Below are 16,306 nucleotides of genomic sequence, written 5' to 3'. Positions count from 1 at the left end.
GATTATTTATCCTTTTGGAACATTTTCAACATACGATGTGTGACAGTAAAACCGCCCACTATGTTGATACTTGCAATAAGAATTGCAATGGTAGATAACACGGTAACAATAGCGTTATCGCTACCAACTTGTAATAAAGCACCAATAATAATAATGCCACTAATTGCGTTCGTTACGCTCATTAAAGGGGTATGTAGAGAATGTGCTACATTCCAAACCACACCATAACCGATGATACAGGCAAGTATAAAGACGGTAAAATGAGCTAAGAAATCGCTTGGCGCTACACTGGCAATATAACCAAACACACTGACAGCAAGCAATGCTGCAACGGGTTTGATATATTTATTAGGTGTTTTTTCGACAATCACTTTTGCCACGGTCGCTTCAACTTTTGGTGCTGCACTTACTTGGATCGGCGGAGCCGGCCAAGAGATTGCGCCATCTTTTACCACGGTTGCGCCGCGGATAACTTCATCGTCAAAATCGATATCAATAAGACCATCTTTATTTTTACAAAGTAATTTCATTAAATTAACTAAGTTTGTTGAATAAAGTTGGCTTGATTGCGTTGCAAGACGACTTGGTAAATCAGTATAACCAATAATGCGCACGCCATTGTCGGTAACAAAGACTTCATCTTTAACGGTTAACGCTGCATTACCACCTGCAGCTGCTGCCAAATCGACAATAACACTGCCGGCTTTCATAGATGCAATCATCTCTTTTGAGATGAGTTTAGGTGCTGGTTTTCCAGGAATAAGCGCAGTGGTGATAATAATATCTACTTCTTTCGCTTGCTCAGACATCATTAACGCTTGTGCATCTTGATAACCTTTGCTCATGGTTTTTGCGTAACCGGTACCGCTAGCTTCTGCTTCATCTTCTTGGTAGTTCACTTCCAAGAATTCAGCGCCCATACTTTCTACTTGTTCTTTTACTTCGGGGCGGGTATCAAAGGCGCGTACAATTGCGCCTAAACTACCTGCGGTGCCGATAGCTGCAAGACCTGCAACACCCGCGCCGATGATCATTACTTTTGCTGGTGGCACTTTACCGGCTGCTGTAATTTGACCTGTAAAGAAACGGCCAAATTCATTCGCAGCTTCGATAACCGCACGGTAACCTGCGATATTCGCCATTGAACTTAATGCATCTAATGCTTGAGCTCGAGAAGTACGAGGGACACTATCCATAGCAATAACACTGATGTTTTTTGCTTCGAGTTGTTTAAGTAACTCGGGATTTTGTGCTGGCCAGATAAAACTGACTAGCGTTGCGCCCTCTTTAATCATATCGATTTCAGCTGAGGTAGGCGCATTTACTTTAAAAATGATATCTGCTTGCCATACTGAGGTGACATCATTAGAAATAGTGGCTCCAGCGTCTTGATAAGCTGGATCAGAAAAGCTTGCGCCAGCGCCCGCGTTTTGTTCAACAAGAAAGCTAAAACCTTGTTTGATCAACAGCTCTACCGTTTTAGGTGTTGCTGCGACACGATTTTCATTTTCTTGGATCTCTCTTGGTATACCTATTTGCATAGTAAGTCCGTGATCGTTTAATGTGATGAAGAGTAGATATGAAATATTAGCAACTACTGCTAGTTCTATTTAATCTTCGATTATCTTTATTGTTTTATTGTAAATAAAAGTTAATGACAAATATTAGAGAATAATGATGAGCTCGGCTACTCTTTTAATGATTTTATGGGATGTTTTTTTTCGAAAAGAAAGAGAAGTGCTCTATACATAGGATACGCTTAACTTTTTTTATTAAAATGCAGAGCTCAAATATTATTTACCTATCTTACCTTGTTAAAAAAAGGGGGGGAATGTTAATTTAAGTCTTTTCATACTTATCGGATGAGTTCAGCTAAATACGGTTAATTTTCATCCTACCCCAAGATTCAAAACCTGCAAACACGTCTCTTTTAAAATGTAACCGGACAATCAAAACTGATGCGCTCTTCTGTCGTGGGATGTATTAAGCTGATTTTAGCAGCATGCAGAGCTAACCGTTGTGTCGATAATTTTTTAGCTAATTCACTGCCATAAAAATCATCACCAAGAATGGGGTGACCAATTTGTTGCATGTGAACGCGCAGTTGATGCGTGCGCCCTGTAAGCGGGGTGAGTTCTACCAGGGTGCTGTCATTTTCACGGCTGACAACTTTCCATTGCGTTTGTGAACTTTTTCCTTGCTCAAAATCAACAATTTGGCGAGGGCGGTTTTCCCAATCACAACGAATCGGGAGATCAACTAAACCAGCGTCTTCTTTAATATATCCCTCTACACGCGCAAAATAAGTTTTAGCGATAACTTTTTGTTGAAATTGACGGCCAATATGACTTTGTGCCGATTTACGCATGGCAAGCACAATAAGACCTGATGTGGCTAAATCTAAGCGGTGTACTACACAAGCATTCGGCCAAACACGTAAAATACGCAGCGCTAAACTGTCGCGGTGTTTTATTTCTCGACCCGGTACGCTTAACAGTCCCGCTGGTTTATTAAGGACAACGATATCATCATCTTGATATAAAATATCAAGGTAAGGTGTCTGTGGCGGATTATAAACAAAATGTGGCATATTTAATTCTTTTGTCTTTTTAGGAAGTGACCATCCTAACAGATGATCACTTTTTTATTTTAGGATTGTGTCGAAACAATAAAGCGGATGGCATCTAATTTTAATTGTGTTTTATCTAAGATGCTTTCAAAGCTACGTTGCTGATCCCGAATAAAGACTAATTCTTCTTCGCGAATATTAGGGTTAACGGCTTGCAGTATTTGTAAGCGATCATGTTCACCTTGCAGTGTTTGCTGCATATCTTTCTTCGCTTCAGATAAAATATCCTGCATTAATGCTTGGGCAATAGGCAAAGAATCTTTAATCAGTTGATGTATTAAGGGCTGTGATGTATTGGCAATTTTTCGACTGATATGACGATTAATAGGGCTTAATTGTCGATTAAAGCTATCAAAAGTAACATTTTGGCCAAGATCTTTGCCTGTTTTATCTAATAATAAGCGAATAGGCGTTGTCGGTAAAAAACGGCTTAATTGTGCATTATCAGTATTTATTGCTTCAACAACATAAATCAACTCTAAAAACGTAGTGGCAGCAGGCAATGCATTATTCTTTAAAATCGCAACCGAGGTAGTCCCGGTGTCACTGCTTAATATCATTTCCATCCCGCCGGTGATCATCGGATGTTCCCAGCTTAAAAAATGTACATCGTCACGGCTTAATGCAATTTGACGATTAAAGGTAACACAAGCACCATCATCAGGTAGTCCCGGGAAGTTAGCGGTTAACATGTGCTCGGTAGGGCGTAGCACAATACAATGATCGCTTTGATCTTCTTGTTGCACGCCTACCACATCAAAAAGCTGTAACGCAAAGGTGGTAAATTCAGGGCGTTGATCTATTTCACAAATATCATCAATAAGGTCGCTTTTTCGCAGAAGTCCACTTGAGTTTATTTCTAATAAACGATCTCGTCCTTGCTCTAACTGTTTTTTCAAACGTGTATTTTCAGTGCGCGTTATGCTTAGTAAGTCAGAAAATTCATTATCATCATTATTGCAAGTGGCAAGTAACGTTATCAATTTATCTTTTACTTTTTGATATACCATTTGTCCGGTCGGGGTTGTTTGCGTAAATGCAGATAGCCCATCTTCATACCAATTTTGTAAAAAGGCTTGTGCAGTGTCTTTTAAGTAAGGCGTGTAAATTTGAATATCGCAATGTTGACCTATTCTATCGAGGCGGCCAATACGTTGCTCTAATAGATCCGGATTGATGGGTAAATCAAAAAGGACTAATTGATGTGCAAATTGGAAGTTTCGACCTTCAGATCCAATTTCAGAGCAGATCATCACCTGTGCACCACCTTCAGTCTGTGCAAAATAAGCAGCTGCTTTGTCGCGCTCAATTAGGGATAAACCTTCATGAAATACGCCAGCCTTAATAGCTTCTCGTGTGCGTAATGCTTCTTCTATGGCAAGCGCCGTCGTGGCTTGCGCAGTAATGATCAGTATTTTTTCATCTTTAAGCTGCAGTATTAAATCAATCAACCAACTAATACGTGGATCAAAGGCGCACCAAGAGTTATCCGTAGTGCCTTCAAAACGTTGATACATTTGCTCAGGATAAAGAGAGCTAAAAGCTTGCTCTTCAAGTGTGCCTGATGGCAACATTTTTGAGACTTTCATCGCGGTTTTGTATTGATCGGGTAGTGCTAACGCGATTGATTTTAAAATGCGCTTAGGAAAACCTTTGATGGCAGCGCGCGTATTACGAAAAAGTAGGCGCCCCGTACCGTGTCTGTCTAACAAACTGGTAATTAATTCATGCTGAGCTTGTTGGCGTTCACTGTTTTCAGGAGGAAGATCTTCAATACTATTTAATAAGGGTTGTACATCTTGCTCAGATAATAATTCAGTAATGGCATTTTGCTGCTCATTACTTAAGGCTTTATTTTCAAGAAGTAGATTAACCGCATCAACAACGGGTTTGTATGTTGCTTCTTCTTTAACAAACGTTTGGTAATCGAAAAAACGACTAGGATCAAGTAAACGCAGGCGTGCAAAATGACTTTCATGGCCTAGTTGCTCTGGTGTTGCTGTTAATAATAAGACACCAGGTATTTCATTTGCGAGTGCTTCAATGACTTGATATTCGCGACTAGGTTTGTCTTTATGCCAAATTAAATGATGCGCTTCATCGACAATAAGCAGATCCCAGTCTGCCTCTAAAGCAGATTCAAAATGAACTTTTTTACGTAGCATATTAATGCTACAAAGAATAAGTTGCTCTGTTTCAAAAGGATTGACGCCATCGACATAAGCATCACTGCAGCGACTGTCATCAAAAATACTAAAGTGCAGGTTAAAACGTCGCATCATTTCTACGAGCCATTGATGCTGTAGATTTTCAGGTAGCACGATTAAAACGCGTTTGGCACGACCGGTAATAATTTGCTGGTGAATAATCAGTCCCGCTTCAATGGTTTTACCAAGGCCCACTTCATCAGCTAATAAAATACGGGGGGCATGACGCTTACCGACTTCTTCTGCGATATAAAATTGGTGTGGGATCAAATCAACGCGCGCACCTAATAATCCTCTGTGATTGGATTTTTGTTGCTGATATTGGTTAGTAAATGATTTATAGCGCAGAGCGAAACGTTCAAATTTATCAATTTTACCGGCAAAAAGTTTATCTTGTGGTTTATTAAATTTAATAAAATTATTTAAAAATGTTTCTTTAAGAGTGACTTGCTCATCGGTCTCTAGGTTAGTACCTATATAGACAATTAAATTATCGACTTCATTTATTTCAGAAACTAATATTTTTTTATCATCATGACTTAATATTTCATCCCCTATATTATAACGAACACGGGTGATGGGGGCTTCTGTAATAGCGTAAAGTCGCTGTTCACCAGAGGCTGCAAATAATAATGTTAGCATGCGCGCATCAATAGCTACGATTGTGCCTAAGCCTAATTCTGATTCTGCATCGCTTATCCAGCGTTGCCCCAAAGAAAATGTCATAAAATACCACTCAAAAAATAAAACAGGAAAAATAGAGGAGGCGTATATTACCTAAATCTGAGCATAAAGTGTTAGTGCTAACGTAAATATACGACAAATTTTATATTTTATTTTAATTAAGAGATAAACGCATATAAATGAAGAGAAATGATGTGCTGTCTAATAAATAATCAGTTTGTTATTTATTTTTAAATATTGCAAATAAAGCCTTGCCAATGTGATTAAGATCCCTATAATGCGACCCCACAGACACAGCAAGTAACGCGAGTTACGCAGTGTTTGGTGAGACAACGATTTGATTATTAACTTAATTAAAACGTTGACAAATCTCACTGGTGACGTATTATACGCACCTGCCGAAAGGCACGCTCTTTAACAATTTAATCAAACAATCTGTGTGGGCACTAGATGATGATTTCAAAAAAGTCCTTATGGTGATTTTGCTTTGCAACTTCATTAAGAGGACAAAAAGAATCAATATCAGTGACACACGAATTAATTCATTAATTCAGAATAACAACAAGTACTTTTCACTAGTTGATTAGTTACTTAGTTTTAGTCAGTAATATTGAGTCGCATTGTTGGTAACAACATTGCAAATTAAACTTTAAATTGAAGAGTTTGATCATGGCTCAGATTGAACGCTGGCGGCAGGCTTAACACATGCAAGTCGAACGGTAACAGAGAGTAGCTTGCTACTTTGCTGACGAGTGGCGGACGGGTGAGTAATGCTTGGGAATATGCCTTAACGTGGGGGACAACAGTTGGAAACGACTGCTAATACCGCATAATGTCTACGGACCAAAGCAGGGGACCTTCGGGCCTTGCGCGTTTAGAGTAGCCCAAGTGGGATTAGCTAGTTGGTAAGGTAATGGCTTACCAAGGCGACGATCCCTAGCTGGTCTTAGAGGATGACCAGCCACACTGGAACTGAGACACGGTCCAGACTCCTACGGGAGGCAGCAGTGGGGAATATTGCACAATGGAGGAAACTCTGATGCAGCCATGCCGCGTGTGTGAAGAAGGCTTTCGGGTTGTAAAGCACTTTCAGCGAGGAGGAAAGGGTAGTAGTTAATAACTGCTATCTGTGACGTTACTCGCAGAAGAAGCACCGGCTAACTCCGTGCCAGCAGCCGCGGTAATACGGAGGGTGCGAGCGTTAATCGGAATTACTGGGCGTAAAGCGCGCGTAGGTGGTTAATTAAGTCAGATGTGAAAGCCCAGGGCTCAACCTTGGAACTGCATTTGAAACTGGTTGACTAGAGTTTTGTAGAGGGTGGTAGAATTTCAGGTGTAGCGGTGAAATGCGTAGAGATCTGAAGGAATACCAGTGGCGAAGGCGGCCACCTGGACAAAGACTGACACTGAGGCGCGAAGGCGTGGGGAGCAAACGGGATTAGATACCCCGGTAGTCCACGCAGTAAACGATGTCTATTAGAAGTTTGTGGCTATATGCCGTGGGTTTCAAAGCTAACGCATTAAATAGACCGCCTGGGGAGTACGGCCGCAAGGTTAAAACTCAAATGAATTGACGGGGGCCCGCACAAGCGGTGGAGCATGTGGTTTAATTCGATGCAACGCGAAGAACCTTACCATCCCTTGACATCCAGAGAATCACCTAGAGATAGATGAGTGCCTTCGGGAACTCTGAGACAGGTGCTGCATGGCTGTCGTCAGCTCGTGTTGTGAAATGTTGGGTTAAGTCCCGCAACGAGCGCAACCCTTATCCTTACTTGCCAGCGGGTCATGCCGGGAACTTTAGGGAGACTGCCGGTGATAAACCGGAGGAAGGTGGGGACGACGTCAAGTCATCATGGCCCTTACGGGATGGGCTACACACGTGCTACAATGGCAGATACAAAGGGTTGCTAACCTGCGAGGGTATGCGAATCTCATAAAGTCTGTCGTAGTCCGGATCGGAGTCTGCAACTCGACTCCGTGAAGTTGGAATCGCTAGTAATCGTGGATCAGAATGCCACGGTGAATACGTTCCCGGGCCTTGTACACACCGCCCGTCACACCATGGGAGTGGGCTGCACCAGAAGTCATTAGCTTAACCTTTCGGGGATGGCGATGACCACGGTGTGGTTCATGACTGGGGTGAAGTCGTAACAAGGTAGCCCTAGGGGAACCTGGGGCTGGATCACCTCCTTATACGAAAGAAACACGTTTAGTGTCCACACAGATTGTTTGATTAGAATGATAAAGAGATGTATAGATAATTGTATCGCTTATAAAGAGCGGTGAGGTCGGCTTTGATTTTTCAAATCTGTCCAGACCCACAATTACTTTAGTTGGGTCTGTAGCTCAGTTGGTTAGAGCGCACCCCTGATAAGGGTGAGGTCGGCAGTTCAAATCTGCCCAGACCCACCAATTTTTGATTTACTCTGTGTTAAATGAAAGCTCGTTTAGAAAAGACTAAACTACGCCATCATTTGCCTTGATTAAATCCAAAATAATGGCCAACTAATATCTATACAAAAACCATGTTGGGGCTATAGCTCAGCTGGGAGAGCGCCTGCCTTGCACGCAGGAGGTCTGCGGTTCGATCCCGCATAGCTCCACCACTTCTTATGAAGTGTACCGACATGAAAACCAAGATAATAGAAGTTTTCGATAAGTTATTAAATTTATCAAAAACTTTTTACGAAGTTTGCTCTTTAACAATTAGGAAAGCTGATAAAGTTCTTACTTAACGTATTAGCATAATAAACCATCCACTGGATGCTTTATTACATATGCATATTACGTTAAGTATAAACGAAATTGTTCTCAGTAATTAGTATTTATATTAATTACTGTAATCAAGCAAAAATAAAAACAGCTGCAATTCACGTAAGTGAAGTGCAGTTTGTACGTATCTACTCAGTTATTTATAACTGATAGGTGCACGAAAAACGAATGTGTTTTTCATAGTAAAATATGAGGATCGCAAGCGTCTTGGAAACGACATATAACATCTAAATTTTATAATCTTATGTGTTTTTTGAATGTTATTAATATTCATAAAAACGCTTAAAGACAGTATCTTTAGGTATTGTATGGTTAAGTGAATAAGCGTGCACGGTGGATGCCTAGGCAATTAGAGGCGATGAAGGACGTGGTAATCTGCGATAAGTCCAGGGGAGTTGATAACAAGCGTTATATCCTGGAATTTCCGAATGGGGCAACCCGGCACTTAGTGTCATCGTTAAGTGAATACATAGCTTAACGAAGCGAACGAGGGGAACTGAAACATCTAAGTACCCTTAGGAAAAGAAATCAACCGAGATTCCGATAGTAGCGGCGAGCGAAATTGGAACAGCCCTTAAGCTGTTTAGAAGTTAGTAGAATGCTCTGGAAAGTGCAACGATACAGGGTGATAGTCCCGTATATGACAACTTCTTTATAGTGAAAACGAGTAGGTCGGGACACGAGAAATCCTGACTGAATATGGGGGGACCATCCTCCAAGGCTAAATACTCCTAATTGACCGATAGTGAACCAGTACCGTGAGGGAAAGGCGAAAAGAACCCCTGTGAGGGGAGTGAAATAGAACCTGAAACCGTGTACGTACAAGCAGTAGGAGCCGACTTAGTTCGGTGACTGCGTACCTTTTGTATAATGGGTCAACGACTTAATTTCAGTAGCAAGGTTAACCGTTTAGGGGAGCCGTAGGGAAACCGAGTCTTAACTGGGCGAATAGTTGCTGGGATTAGACCCGAAACTTGGTGATCTAGCCATGAGCAGGTTGAAGGTTGAGTAACATCAACTGGAGGACCGAACCCACTAATGTTGAAAAATTAGGGGATGACTTGTGGCTGGGGGTGAAAGGCCAATCAAACCAAGAGATAGCTGGTTCTCCTCGAAAGCTATTTAGGTAGCGCCTCATGTATCACTGTTGGGGGTAGAGCACTGTTTAGGCTAGGGGGTCATCCCGACTTACCAACCCTATGCAAACTCCGAATACCAACAAGTGCAATCATGGGAGACACACGGCGGGTGCTAACGTCCGTCGTGGAAAGGGAAACAACCCAGACCGCCAGCTAAGGTCCCAAAGTATATGTTAAGTGGGAAACGATGTGGAAAGGCTTAGACAGCTAGGAAGTTGGCTTAGAAGCAGCCATCTTTTAAAGAAAGCGTAATAGCTCACTAGTCGAGTCGGTCTGCGCGGAAGATTTAACGGGGCTAAACATATCACCGAAGCTGCGGATGCATAATTTATTATGCATGGTAGAGGAGCGTTCTGTAAGCCGTCGAAGGGAAAGGTGTAAACCATCCTGGAGGTATCAGAAGTGCGAATGTTGACATGAGTAACGATAAGGGGGGTGAAAAACCCCCCCGCCGGAAGACCAAGGGTTCCTGTCCAACGTTAATCGGGGCAGGGTGAGTCGACCCCTAAGGCGAGGCCGAAAGGCGTAGTCGATGGGAAACGGGTTAATATTCCCGTACCCTTTATTATTGCGATGGGAGGACGGAGAAGGCTAGGTGGGCCTGGCGATGGTTGTCCAGGTTCAAGTATGTAGGCGGGAGACTTAGGTAAATCCGGGTTTCTATTAACGCTGAGATACGATGTCGAGTCACTACGGTGATGAAGTCATTGATGCCATGCTTCCAGGAAAAGTCTCTAAGCTTCAGATAATAAAGGATCGTACCCCAAACCGACACAGGTGGTCAGGTAGAGAATACCAAGGCGCTTGAGAGAACTCGGGTGAAGGAACTAGGCAAAATGGTACCGTAACTTCGGGAGAAGGTACGCCTACGACGGTGAAGTCCCTTGCGGATGGAGCTGTTGTAGGCCGAAGATACCAGATGGCTGCAACTGTTTATTAAAAACACAGCACTCTGCTAAATCGTAAGATGACGTATAGGGTGTGACGCCTGCCCGGTGCTGGAAGGTTAATTGATGGGGTTAGCGCTTGCGCGAAGCTCTTGATCGAAGCCCCAGTAAACGGCGGCCGTAACTATAACGGTCCTAAGGTAGCGAAATTCCTTGTCGGGTAAGTTCCGACCTGCACGAATGGCGTAATGATGGCCATGCTGTCTCCACCCGAGACTCAGTGAAGTTGAAATCGCAGTGAAGATGCTGTGTACCCGCGGCTAGACGGAAAGACCCCGTGAACCTTTACTACAGCTTAGCAGTGAACTTAGAGCCTACATGTGTAGGATAGGTGGGAGGCAATGAAACCAGGTCGCTAGATTTGGTGGAGTCAACCTTGAAATACCACCCTTGTATGTTTTGAGTTCTAACCATGGCCCCTGAATCGGGGTTTGGGACACTGTTTGGTGGGTAGTTTGACTGGGGCGGTCTCCTCCTAAAGAGTAACGGAGGAGTACGAAGGTTGGCTAATCACGGTCGGACATCGTGAGGTTAGTACAATGGTATAAGCCAGCTTAACTGCGAGACAGACACGTCGAGCAGGTACGAAAGTAGGTCATAGTGATCCGGTGGTTCTGAATGGAAGGGCCATCGCTCAACGGATAAAAGGTACTCCGGGGATAACAGGCTGATACCGCCCAAGAGTTCATATCGACGGCGGTGTTTGGCACCTCGATGTCGGCTCATCACATCCTGGGGCTGAAGTCGGTCCCAAGGGTATGGCTGTTCGCCATTTAAAGTGGTACGCGAGCTGGGTTTAGAACGTCGTGAGACAGTTCGGTCCCTATCTGCCGTGGGCGTTTGAGAATTGAGAGGAGCTGCTCCTAGTACGAGAGGACCGGAGTGGACGAACCGCTGGTGTTCGGGTTGTCATGCCAATGGCATTGCCCGGTAGCTACGTTCGGAATCGATAACCGCTGAAAGCATCTAAGCGGGAAGCGAGCCTCGAGATGAGTTCTCACTGGAGCTTTAAGCTCCCTAAAGGGCCGTTGGAGACTACAACGTTGATAGGCAAGGTGTGTAAGTACAGTAATGTATTGAGCTAACTTGTACTAATTACCCGTGAGGCTTAACCATACAATACCCAAAAGTATTGAGCTTAATAAAAGATTCGAGTATTGAGAAGATTATTAATCTTCTTTTGCGAGAGTGAAGATATTAAGACTTAGATTTGAAGTATTGTATTGAGTAACCAAGAGATGATTGTAATCAATCAAATACGTTTGCGAAGACATATTTTACGAAACAAATTGCAAGATTAGACACAATCCAGCTTTTCTAATTAAGATTTTTAGCTTGGCGATAATAGCGCTGTGGCACCACCTGATCCCATGCCGAACTCAGAAGTGAAACGCAGTTGCGCCGATGGTAGTGTGGGGTCTCCCCATGTGAGAGTAGGTCATCGCCAAGCGCCTAATTAACGATAAATCCCTGTTGACTGATGTCAACAGGGATTTTTTCGTTATTAGCTTGGCTAGATGACCACTCTCACATGGGAAGTTAAGAGCGCAACGCAGTTGCTTTCATAACATGTGATAGTAGGGCGAGTATCGCGACAGCGATGTTTACGAGCGGATGAGCTCTGCGAATCCCGACCGTCGCCAAGCGCCTCTCTTTATAAAAGACAAGAATAACCCAGTCGGTTTTTTCTGACTGGGTTTTTTATTGCCTGCGATTTATGACTTACTCTCACATGGGAAATAAACAGCCTGCCGTAGGCAGAAGCATATTATGTGATAGTAGGGCGAGTATCGCGACAGCGATGTATACGAGCGGAGGAGCTCCGCGACTCCCGACCGTCGCCAAGCGCTCTCTTAATAAATTCCAACGATAAACCCCAGTCCTTCTACGAAGGGCTGGGGTTTTTTCGTTAAAGGCTTGGCAATGACCTACTCGAACATGGAACATAAATAGCCTGCCGAAGGCAGATACATATTGTGTGATAGTAGGGCGAGTTTGCCGACAGGCAAGTTTACGAGCGGATGAGCTCTGCGGATCCTGTCCATCGCCAAGCGCCTCTTTTTATAAACACTTCACTATATAAAGCAGATTTTTTCGTTATTAGCTTGGCTAGATGACCACTCTCACATGGAAAATAAAGAGCGCGGCGAAGGCAGAAGCATATTATGTGATTTTAGGGGCGAGTTTGCCGGCAGGCAATTTTCTTGATCAGACTAAGCTCTGCGAATCCTGGAGGGTATTGCCGACAGCGATGTATTTGATCGGAGGAGCTCTGCGACTCCTGTCCATCGCCAAGCGCTCTCTTAATAAATTCCAACGATAAACCCCAGTCCTTCTTTGATGTGCTGGGGTTTTTTCGTTATTAGCTTGGCAAATGACCTACTCGAACATGGAAATAAACAGCGCAACGAAGTTGCTTTCATAACATGTGATAGTAGGGCGAGTATCGCGACAGCGATGTATACGAGCGGATGAGCTCTGCGGATCCTGTCCATCGCCAAGCGCCTCTTTTTATAAACACTTCACTATATAAAGCAGATTTTTTCGTTATTAGCTTGGCTAGATGACCACTCTCTATGGACCGTTAGACTCAAATTAAGCGAATTGATATTGAATTATGTTAAAAGTGGCTTTTCTTATCGATTAATTTAGACGCTATTGATGAAAACTTTAAATAAGAGATGAGGCGTTAGGATGAGATATTAAATATATTCGGGGCTTTTAATTTTTTAGGGGGAATAATAAAAGCGCATTTAAAAAATGCGCCTTGTTAGTGTTTTTTTATTGATTCTTTTTAAGATGAATAACTAAATCTTCAATACTTATTACCGGGAAATCATTCTCAGCTGCATAGCGTAATGCTTGGGTCAAACGAACCATAGTACCATCTGGATTGGTAAGCTCACAGATAACTCCAGCAGGATTTAATTGTGCAAGTTTCATTAAATCAATACTTGCTTCAGTATGTCCGCGGCGTTTGAGTACCCCACCTTCGACAGCTTGTAATGGAAATACATGGCCAGGTCGCGATAGAGATTGAGGCGTAGCTTTAGGGTTGATTGCCGCTTTAATAGTCGTAACGCGATCTAGTGCTGAGACACCTGTGGTTACACCTTCATGAGCTTCAATTGAAACAGTGTAAGCGGTATTATTTTGACTGTTATTATCAGTTACCATTTGCGGGATATCTAATGTTTCACATCGCGATGTCTCTAGGCATAAACAGACAATGCCGCTGCCTTCACGGATCATTAATGCCATTTGCGCAGTCGTTAAATGCTCTGCTGAGAATATAAAGTCTACTTCATTTTCGCGACTTTCATCATCCACAACTAAAACGCCTTTACCTTGTTTAAGGGTAAGGATGGCTTCTTCGATAGTAGATAGGGTGTTGATTTTAACGATGTTATTGCTATGCGTTATATTTTTTTCTTGAGTTTGATCCATTATAAAATCCTAATATAGGGAGATGAATCAAGGCATATTAAGAAATATCACATCAAGAAGATGTGATACAGAATAGGCATCATCGCTCGATGATGTATATTCATTCTCTTTTATCCGGACTTTAACCGTCGGCTCCAGGTTTTCACTGGATCTGCTGACCTTTATATTTTTCAATATAAAGCGCTCGTGGGCTGTTGTAACGTTTTACAAATTACCACCGGTGGGGAATCTCACCCCGCCCTGAGAATAGTGCTTATTAAGCACGCAAAGTATAAGCTAATAAATTAATAAAAGGGCAGATAAATTCAAATTATTTTGTTTGGGATCATATTATTAAATCTTTTGTAACATTTGCATGAAGGGCCTTGAAAAAGGAAATAGCCCCCCCATTTTATATATATCGTTTAATCAGGATCTTTATTGATTCTTTCAAAGAGAAAAACATATTATGGAACAACAACAAAATCATACTTTTAGTGCCGACACCGGTAAACTTCTTAAATTAATGATCCATTCTTTATATTCTAATAAAGAAATATTCTTACGTGAGCTTGTTTCTAATGCAGCCGATGCGGCTGATAAATTACGTTTTAAAGCACTTTCTGATGATTCTCTTTTTGAAAATGACAGTGTGCTACGTGTACGTTTAAGTTTTGACAAAGAAGCTAAAACTATCACTATCAGTGATAACGGTATTGGCATGACGCGTGATGAAGTTATTGAGCACTTAGGTACTATTGCAAAATCAGGTACGAGTGATTTCTTTGAGCAACTCTCTGGCGATCAAGCGAAAGACACGCAATTAATTGGTCAATTTGGTGTTGGTTTTTATTCTTCATTTATTGTTGCTGATAAAGTGGTTGTTAATACACGTAAAGCAGGTGCTGCCGCTGATACGGGGACTTCATGGTCTTCAACGGGTGAGTCTGATTACAGCGTCGTAAGTATGAGTAAAGAAGAGCGCGGAACAGAAATTATTTTACATCTTCGCGATGATGAAACTGAATTTTTAAATGATTATAAATTACGCACCGTCGTTGCTAAATATTCTGATCATATTAGCATTCCTGTTGAAATGTATGTTGAAGCCATTGCTGAAATTGAAAATAAAGACGGTGAAAATACACCGGCTGTTCCTGCAAAATGGGAATCAATTACCAAAGCATCTGCTTTATGGAGTTGCGCAAAATCTGATCTTAAAGATGAAGATTACCAAACATTTTATAAACATATCGCCAATGACTTCGAAAACCCATTAACGTGGAGTCACAATAAAGTTGAAGGCGAGCAAGAGTACACGAGCCTTTTATATATTCCTAAACGTGCTCCTTTTGATTTGTGGAATCGTGAAAAAGCACATGGTTTAAAACTATATGTACAACGCGTTTTCATTATGGACGATGCAGAGCAGTTCATGCCAACCTATTTACGTTTTGTAAAAGGGATCTTAGATTCAAACGATTTACCGTTGAATGTTTCTCGTGAAATTTTACAAGATAATCGCATCACTGCAAAATTACGTAGTGCATGTACTAAACGCGTTCTTTCTATGCTAACTAAATTTGCGAAGAAAAATGCTGAAGAATACAATGTTTTTTGGGAACAGTTTGGGCAAGTATTAAAAGAAGGCCCTGCAGAAGACATGGGCAATAAAGATAAAATTGCTAAACTATTCCGTTTCTCATCAACGCACACTGATGCTATCGAGCAAACAGTATCGTTAGACGCATACATTGAGCGTATGCAGGAAGAACAAAAGCATATTTATTACATTACTGCTGATAGTTTTAATGCAGCTAAAAATAGCCCGCATTTAGAATTGTTACGTAAAAAAGGCATTGAAGTTTTATTACTGAGTGATCGTGTTGATGAATGGTTATTAAGCCATTTACCTGAATACGCCGATAAGAAATTCACATCAGTGACGCAAGGCGATTTAGACTTGGGTAAACTTGACAGTGAAGATGATAAAAAAGAGCAAGAAAAACAAGAAACTGAATTTGCTAGCTTCATTGAGCGAGTTAAAGAAGTCCTAGGTGATAAAGTGAAAGAAGTGCGTATTACGCATCGCCTAACAGCAACACCTTCTTGTATTGTTGCTGATAGTGATGACATGAGCACGCAAATGGCAAAACTAATGGCGCAAATGGGTCAACCTGTTCCAGAAAGTAAGCCTATTTTTGAATTAAACCCTGAACATGTCATGGTTATCAAATTAGCCGATATGGCAGATGAAGAGTTATTTAAGCAATGGTCTGAACTATTGTTTGAACAAGCGATATTATCTGAGAAGGGTAGCTTGGATGATCCATCTGAATTTGTTAATCGTATTAATAAATTATTACTGGGCGGATAGTTAAATAAACTCACATAATAGAGAAGGTCAGTTTAATACTGGCCTTTTTTTTATGCTTAAAGTTGAGAAAAAGTGATTAAACGTGTAAATTTCTACTTTCTATTTATAAAAACCAAAAGGAT

The 16,306-nt window shown here is 41.8% G+C and carries 5 protein-coding genes, 2 tRNA genes, 3 rRNA genes and 1 riboswitch; of the genes, 6 read left to right on the top strand and 4 right to left on the bottom strand.

Features of this window, described 5'->3' with window-relative positions; genetic code table 11:
• Positions 1-2 precede the first annotated feature (2 nt).
• The 3 genes from PCNPT3_RS10305 to rapA all read right to left on the bottom strand — a co-directional run bounded on the left by PCNPT3_RS10305 (position 3) and on the right by rapA (position 5,562).
• On the bottom strand, positions 3-1,541 hold the full coding sequence (locus PCNPT3_RS10305; protein ID WP_015465805.1) for a Re/Si-specific NAD(P)(+) transhydrogenase subunit alpha: 1,539 nt from the start codon (positions 1,539-1,541) through the stop codon (positions 3-5).
• 389 nt (positions 1,542-1,930) lie between these two features.
• Positions 1,931-2,590: an RluA family pseudouridine synthase gene (locus PCNPT3_RS10300; protein ID WP_015465804.1), complete on the bottom strand. Its 660-nt coding sequence runs from the start codon at positions 2,588-2,590 to the stop codon at positions 1,931-1,933.
• Positions 2,591-2,649: 59 nt separating this feature from the next.
• A complete protein-coding gene (gene rapA / locus PCNPT3_RS10295; protein ID WP_015465803.1) occupies positions 2,650-5,562 on the bottom strand; it encodes an RNA polymerase-associated protein RapA in 2,913 nt (970 codons plus the stop codon).
• Between the two features lie 609 nt (positions 5,563-6,171).
• Between rapA and PCNPT3_RS10290 the strand changes: the two genes are divergently transcribed.
• The 5 genes from PCNPT3_RS10290 to rrf all read left to right on the top strand — a co-directional run bounded on the left by PCNPT3_RS10290 (position 6,172) and on the right by rrf (position 11,831).
• Positions 6,172-7,716, top strand: a 16S ribosomal RNA gene (locus PCNPT3_RS10290).
• Positions 7,717-7,858: 142 nt separating this feature from the next.
• Positions 7,859-7,935: transfer RNA gene (locus PCNPT3_RS10285), tRNA-Ile, on the top strand.
• Between the two features lie 118 nt (positions 7,936-8,053).
• A tRNA-Ala gene (locus PCNPT3_RS10280) sits at positions 8,054-8,129 on the top strand.
• A 476-nt stretch (positions 8,130-8,605) separates the two neighbouring features.
• Positions 8,606-11,497, top strand: a 23S ribosomal RNA gene (locus tag PCNPT3_RS10275).
• Between the two features lie 218 nt (positions 11,498-11,715).
• Positions 11,716-11,831, top strand: a 5S ribosomal RNA gene (rrf, locus tag PCNPT3_RS10270).
• Together the 16S, 23S and 5S rRNA genes with 2 tRNA genes alongside form the textbook arrangement of a ribosomal RNA operon.
• A 1,331-nt stretch (positions 11,832-13,162) precedes the next feature.
• On the opposite strand, the gene ribB is transcribed toward rrf, so the two are convergent.
• Positions 13,163-13,828, bottom strand: coding sequence for a 3,4-dihydroxy-2-butanone-4-phosphate synthase (ribB, locus tag PCNPT3_RS10260; protein ID WP_015465802.1), 666 nt, complete (start codon positions 13,826-13,828; stop codon positions 13,163-13,165).
• Positions 13,829-13,926: 98 nt separating this feature from the next.
• A riboswitch (FMN riboswitch) is annotated at positions 13,927-14,080 on the bottom strand.
• Between the two features lie 196 nt (positions 14,081-14,276).
• Between ribB and htpG the strand changes: the two genes are divergently transcribed.
• Positions 14,277-16,184: a molecular chaperone HtpG gene (gene htpG / locus PCNPT3_RS10255; RefSeq protein WP_015465801.1), complete on the top strand. Its 1,908-nt coding sequence runs from the start codon at positions 14,277-14,279 to the stop codon at positions 16,182-16,184.
• Positions 16,185-16,306 lie beyond the last annotated feature (122 nt).

Origin of the sequence: Psychromonas sp. CNPT3 (genome assembly GCF_000153405.2) — a bacterium.
Classification (GTDB): domain Bacteria; phylum Pseudomonadota; class Gammaproteobacteria; order Enterobacterales; family Psychromonadaceae; genus Psychromonas.
This window is presented reverse-complemented; position numbering and strand designations above follow the sequence as displayed.

What these genes read in the sequence shown, in the direction of transcription:
- PCNPT3_RS10300 (WP_015465804.1), bottom strand. Translation starts at nt 2,590, where the DNA reads ATGCCACATTTTGTTTATAATCCGCCACAGACACCTTACCTTGATATT.
- rapA (WP_015465803.1), bottom strand. Translation starts at nt 5,562, where the DNA reads ATGACATTTTCTTTGGGGCAACGCTGGATAAGCGATGCAGAATCAGAA.
- htpG (WP_015465801.1), top strand. Translation starts at nt 14,277, where the DNA reads ATGGAACAACAACAAAATCATACTTTTAGTGCCGACACCGGTAAACTT.
- ribB (WP_015465802.1), bottom strand. Translation starts at nt 13,828, where the DNA reads ATGGATCAAACTCAAGAAAAAAATATAACGCATAGCAATAACATCGTT.
- PCNPT3_RS10305 (WP_015465805.1), bottom strand. Translation starts at nt 1,541, where the DNA reads ATGCAAATAGGTATACCAAGAGAGATCCAAGAAAATGAAAATCGTGTC.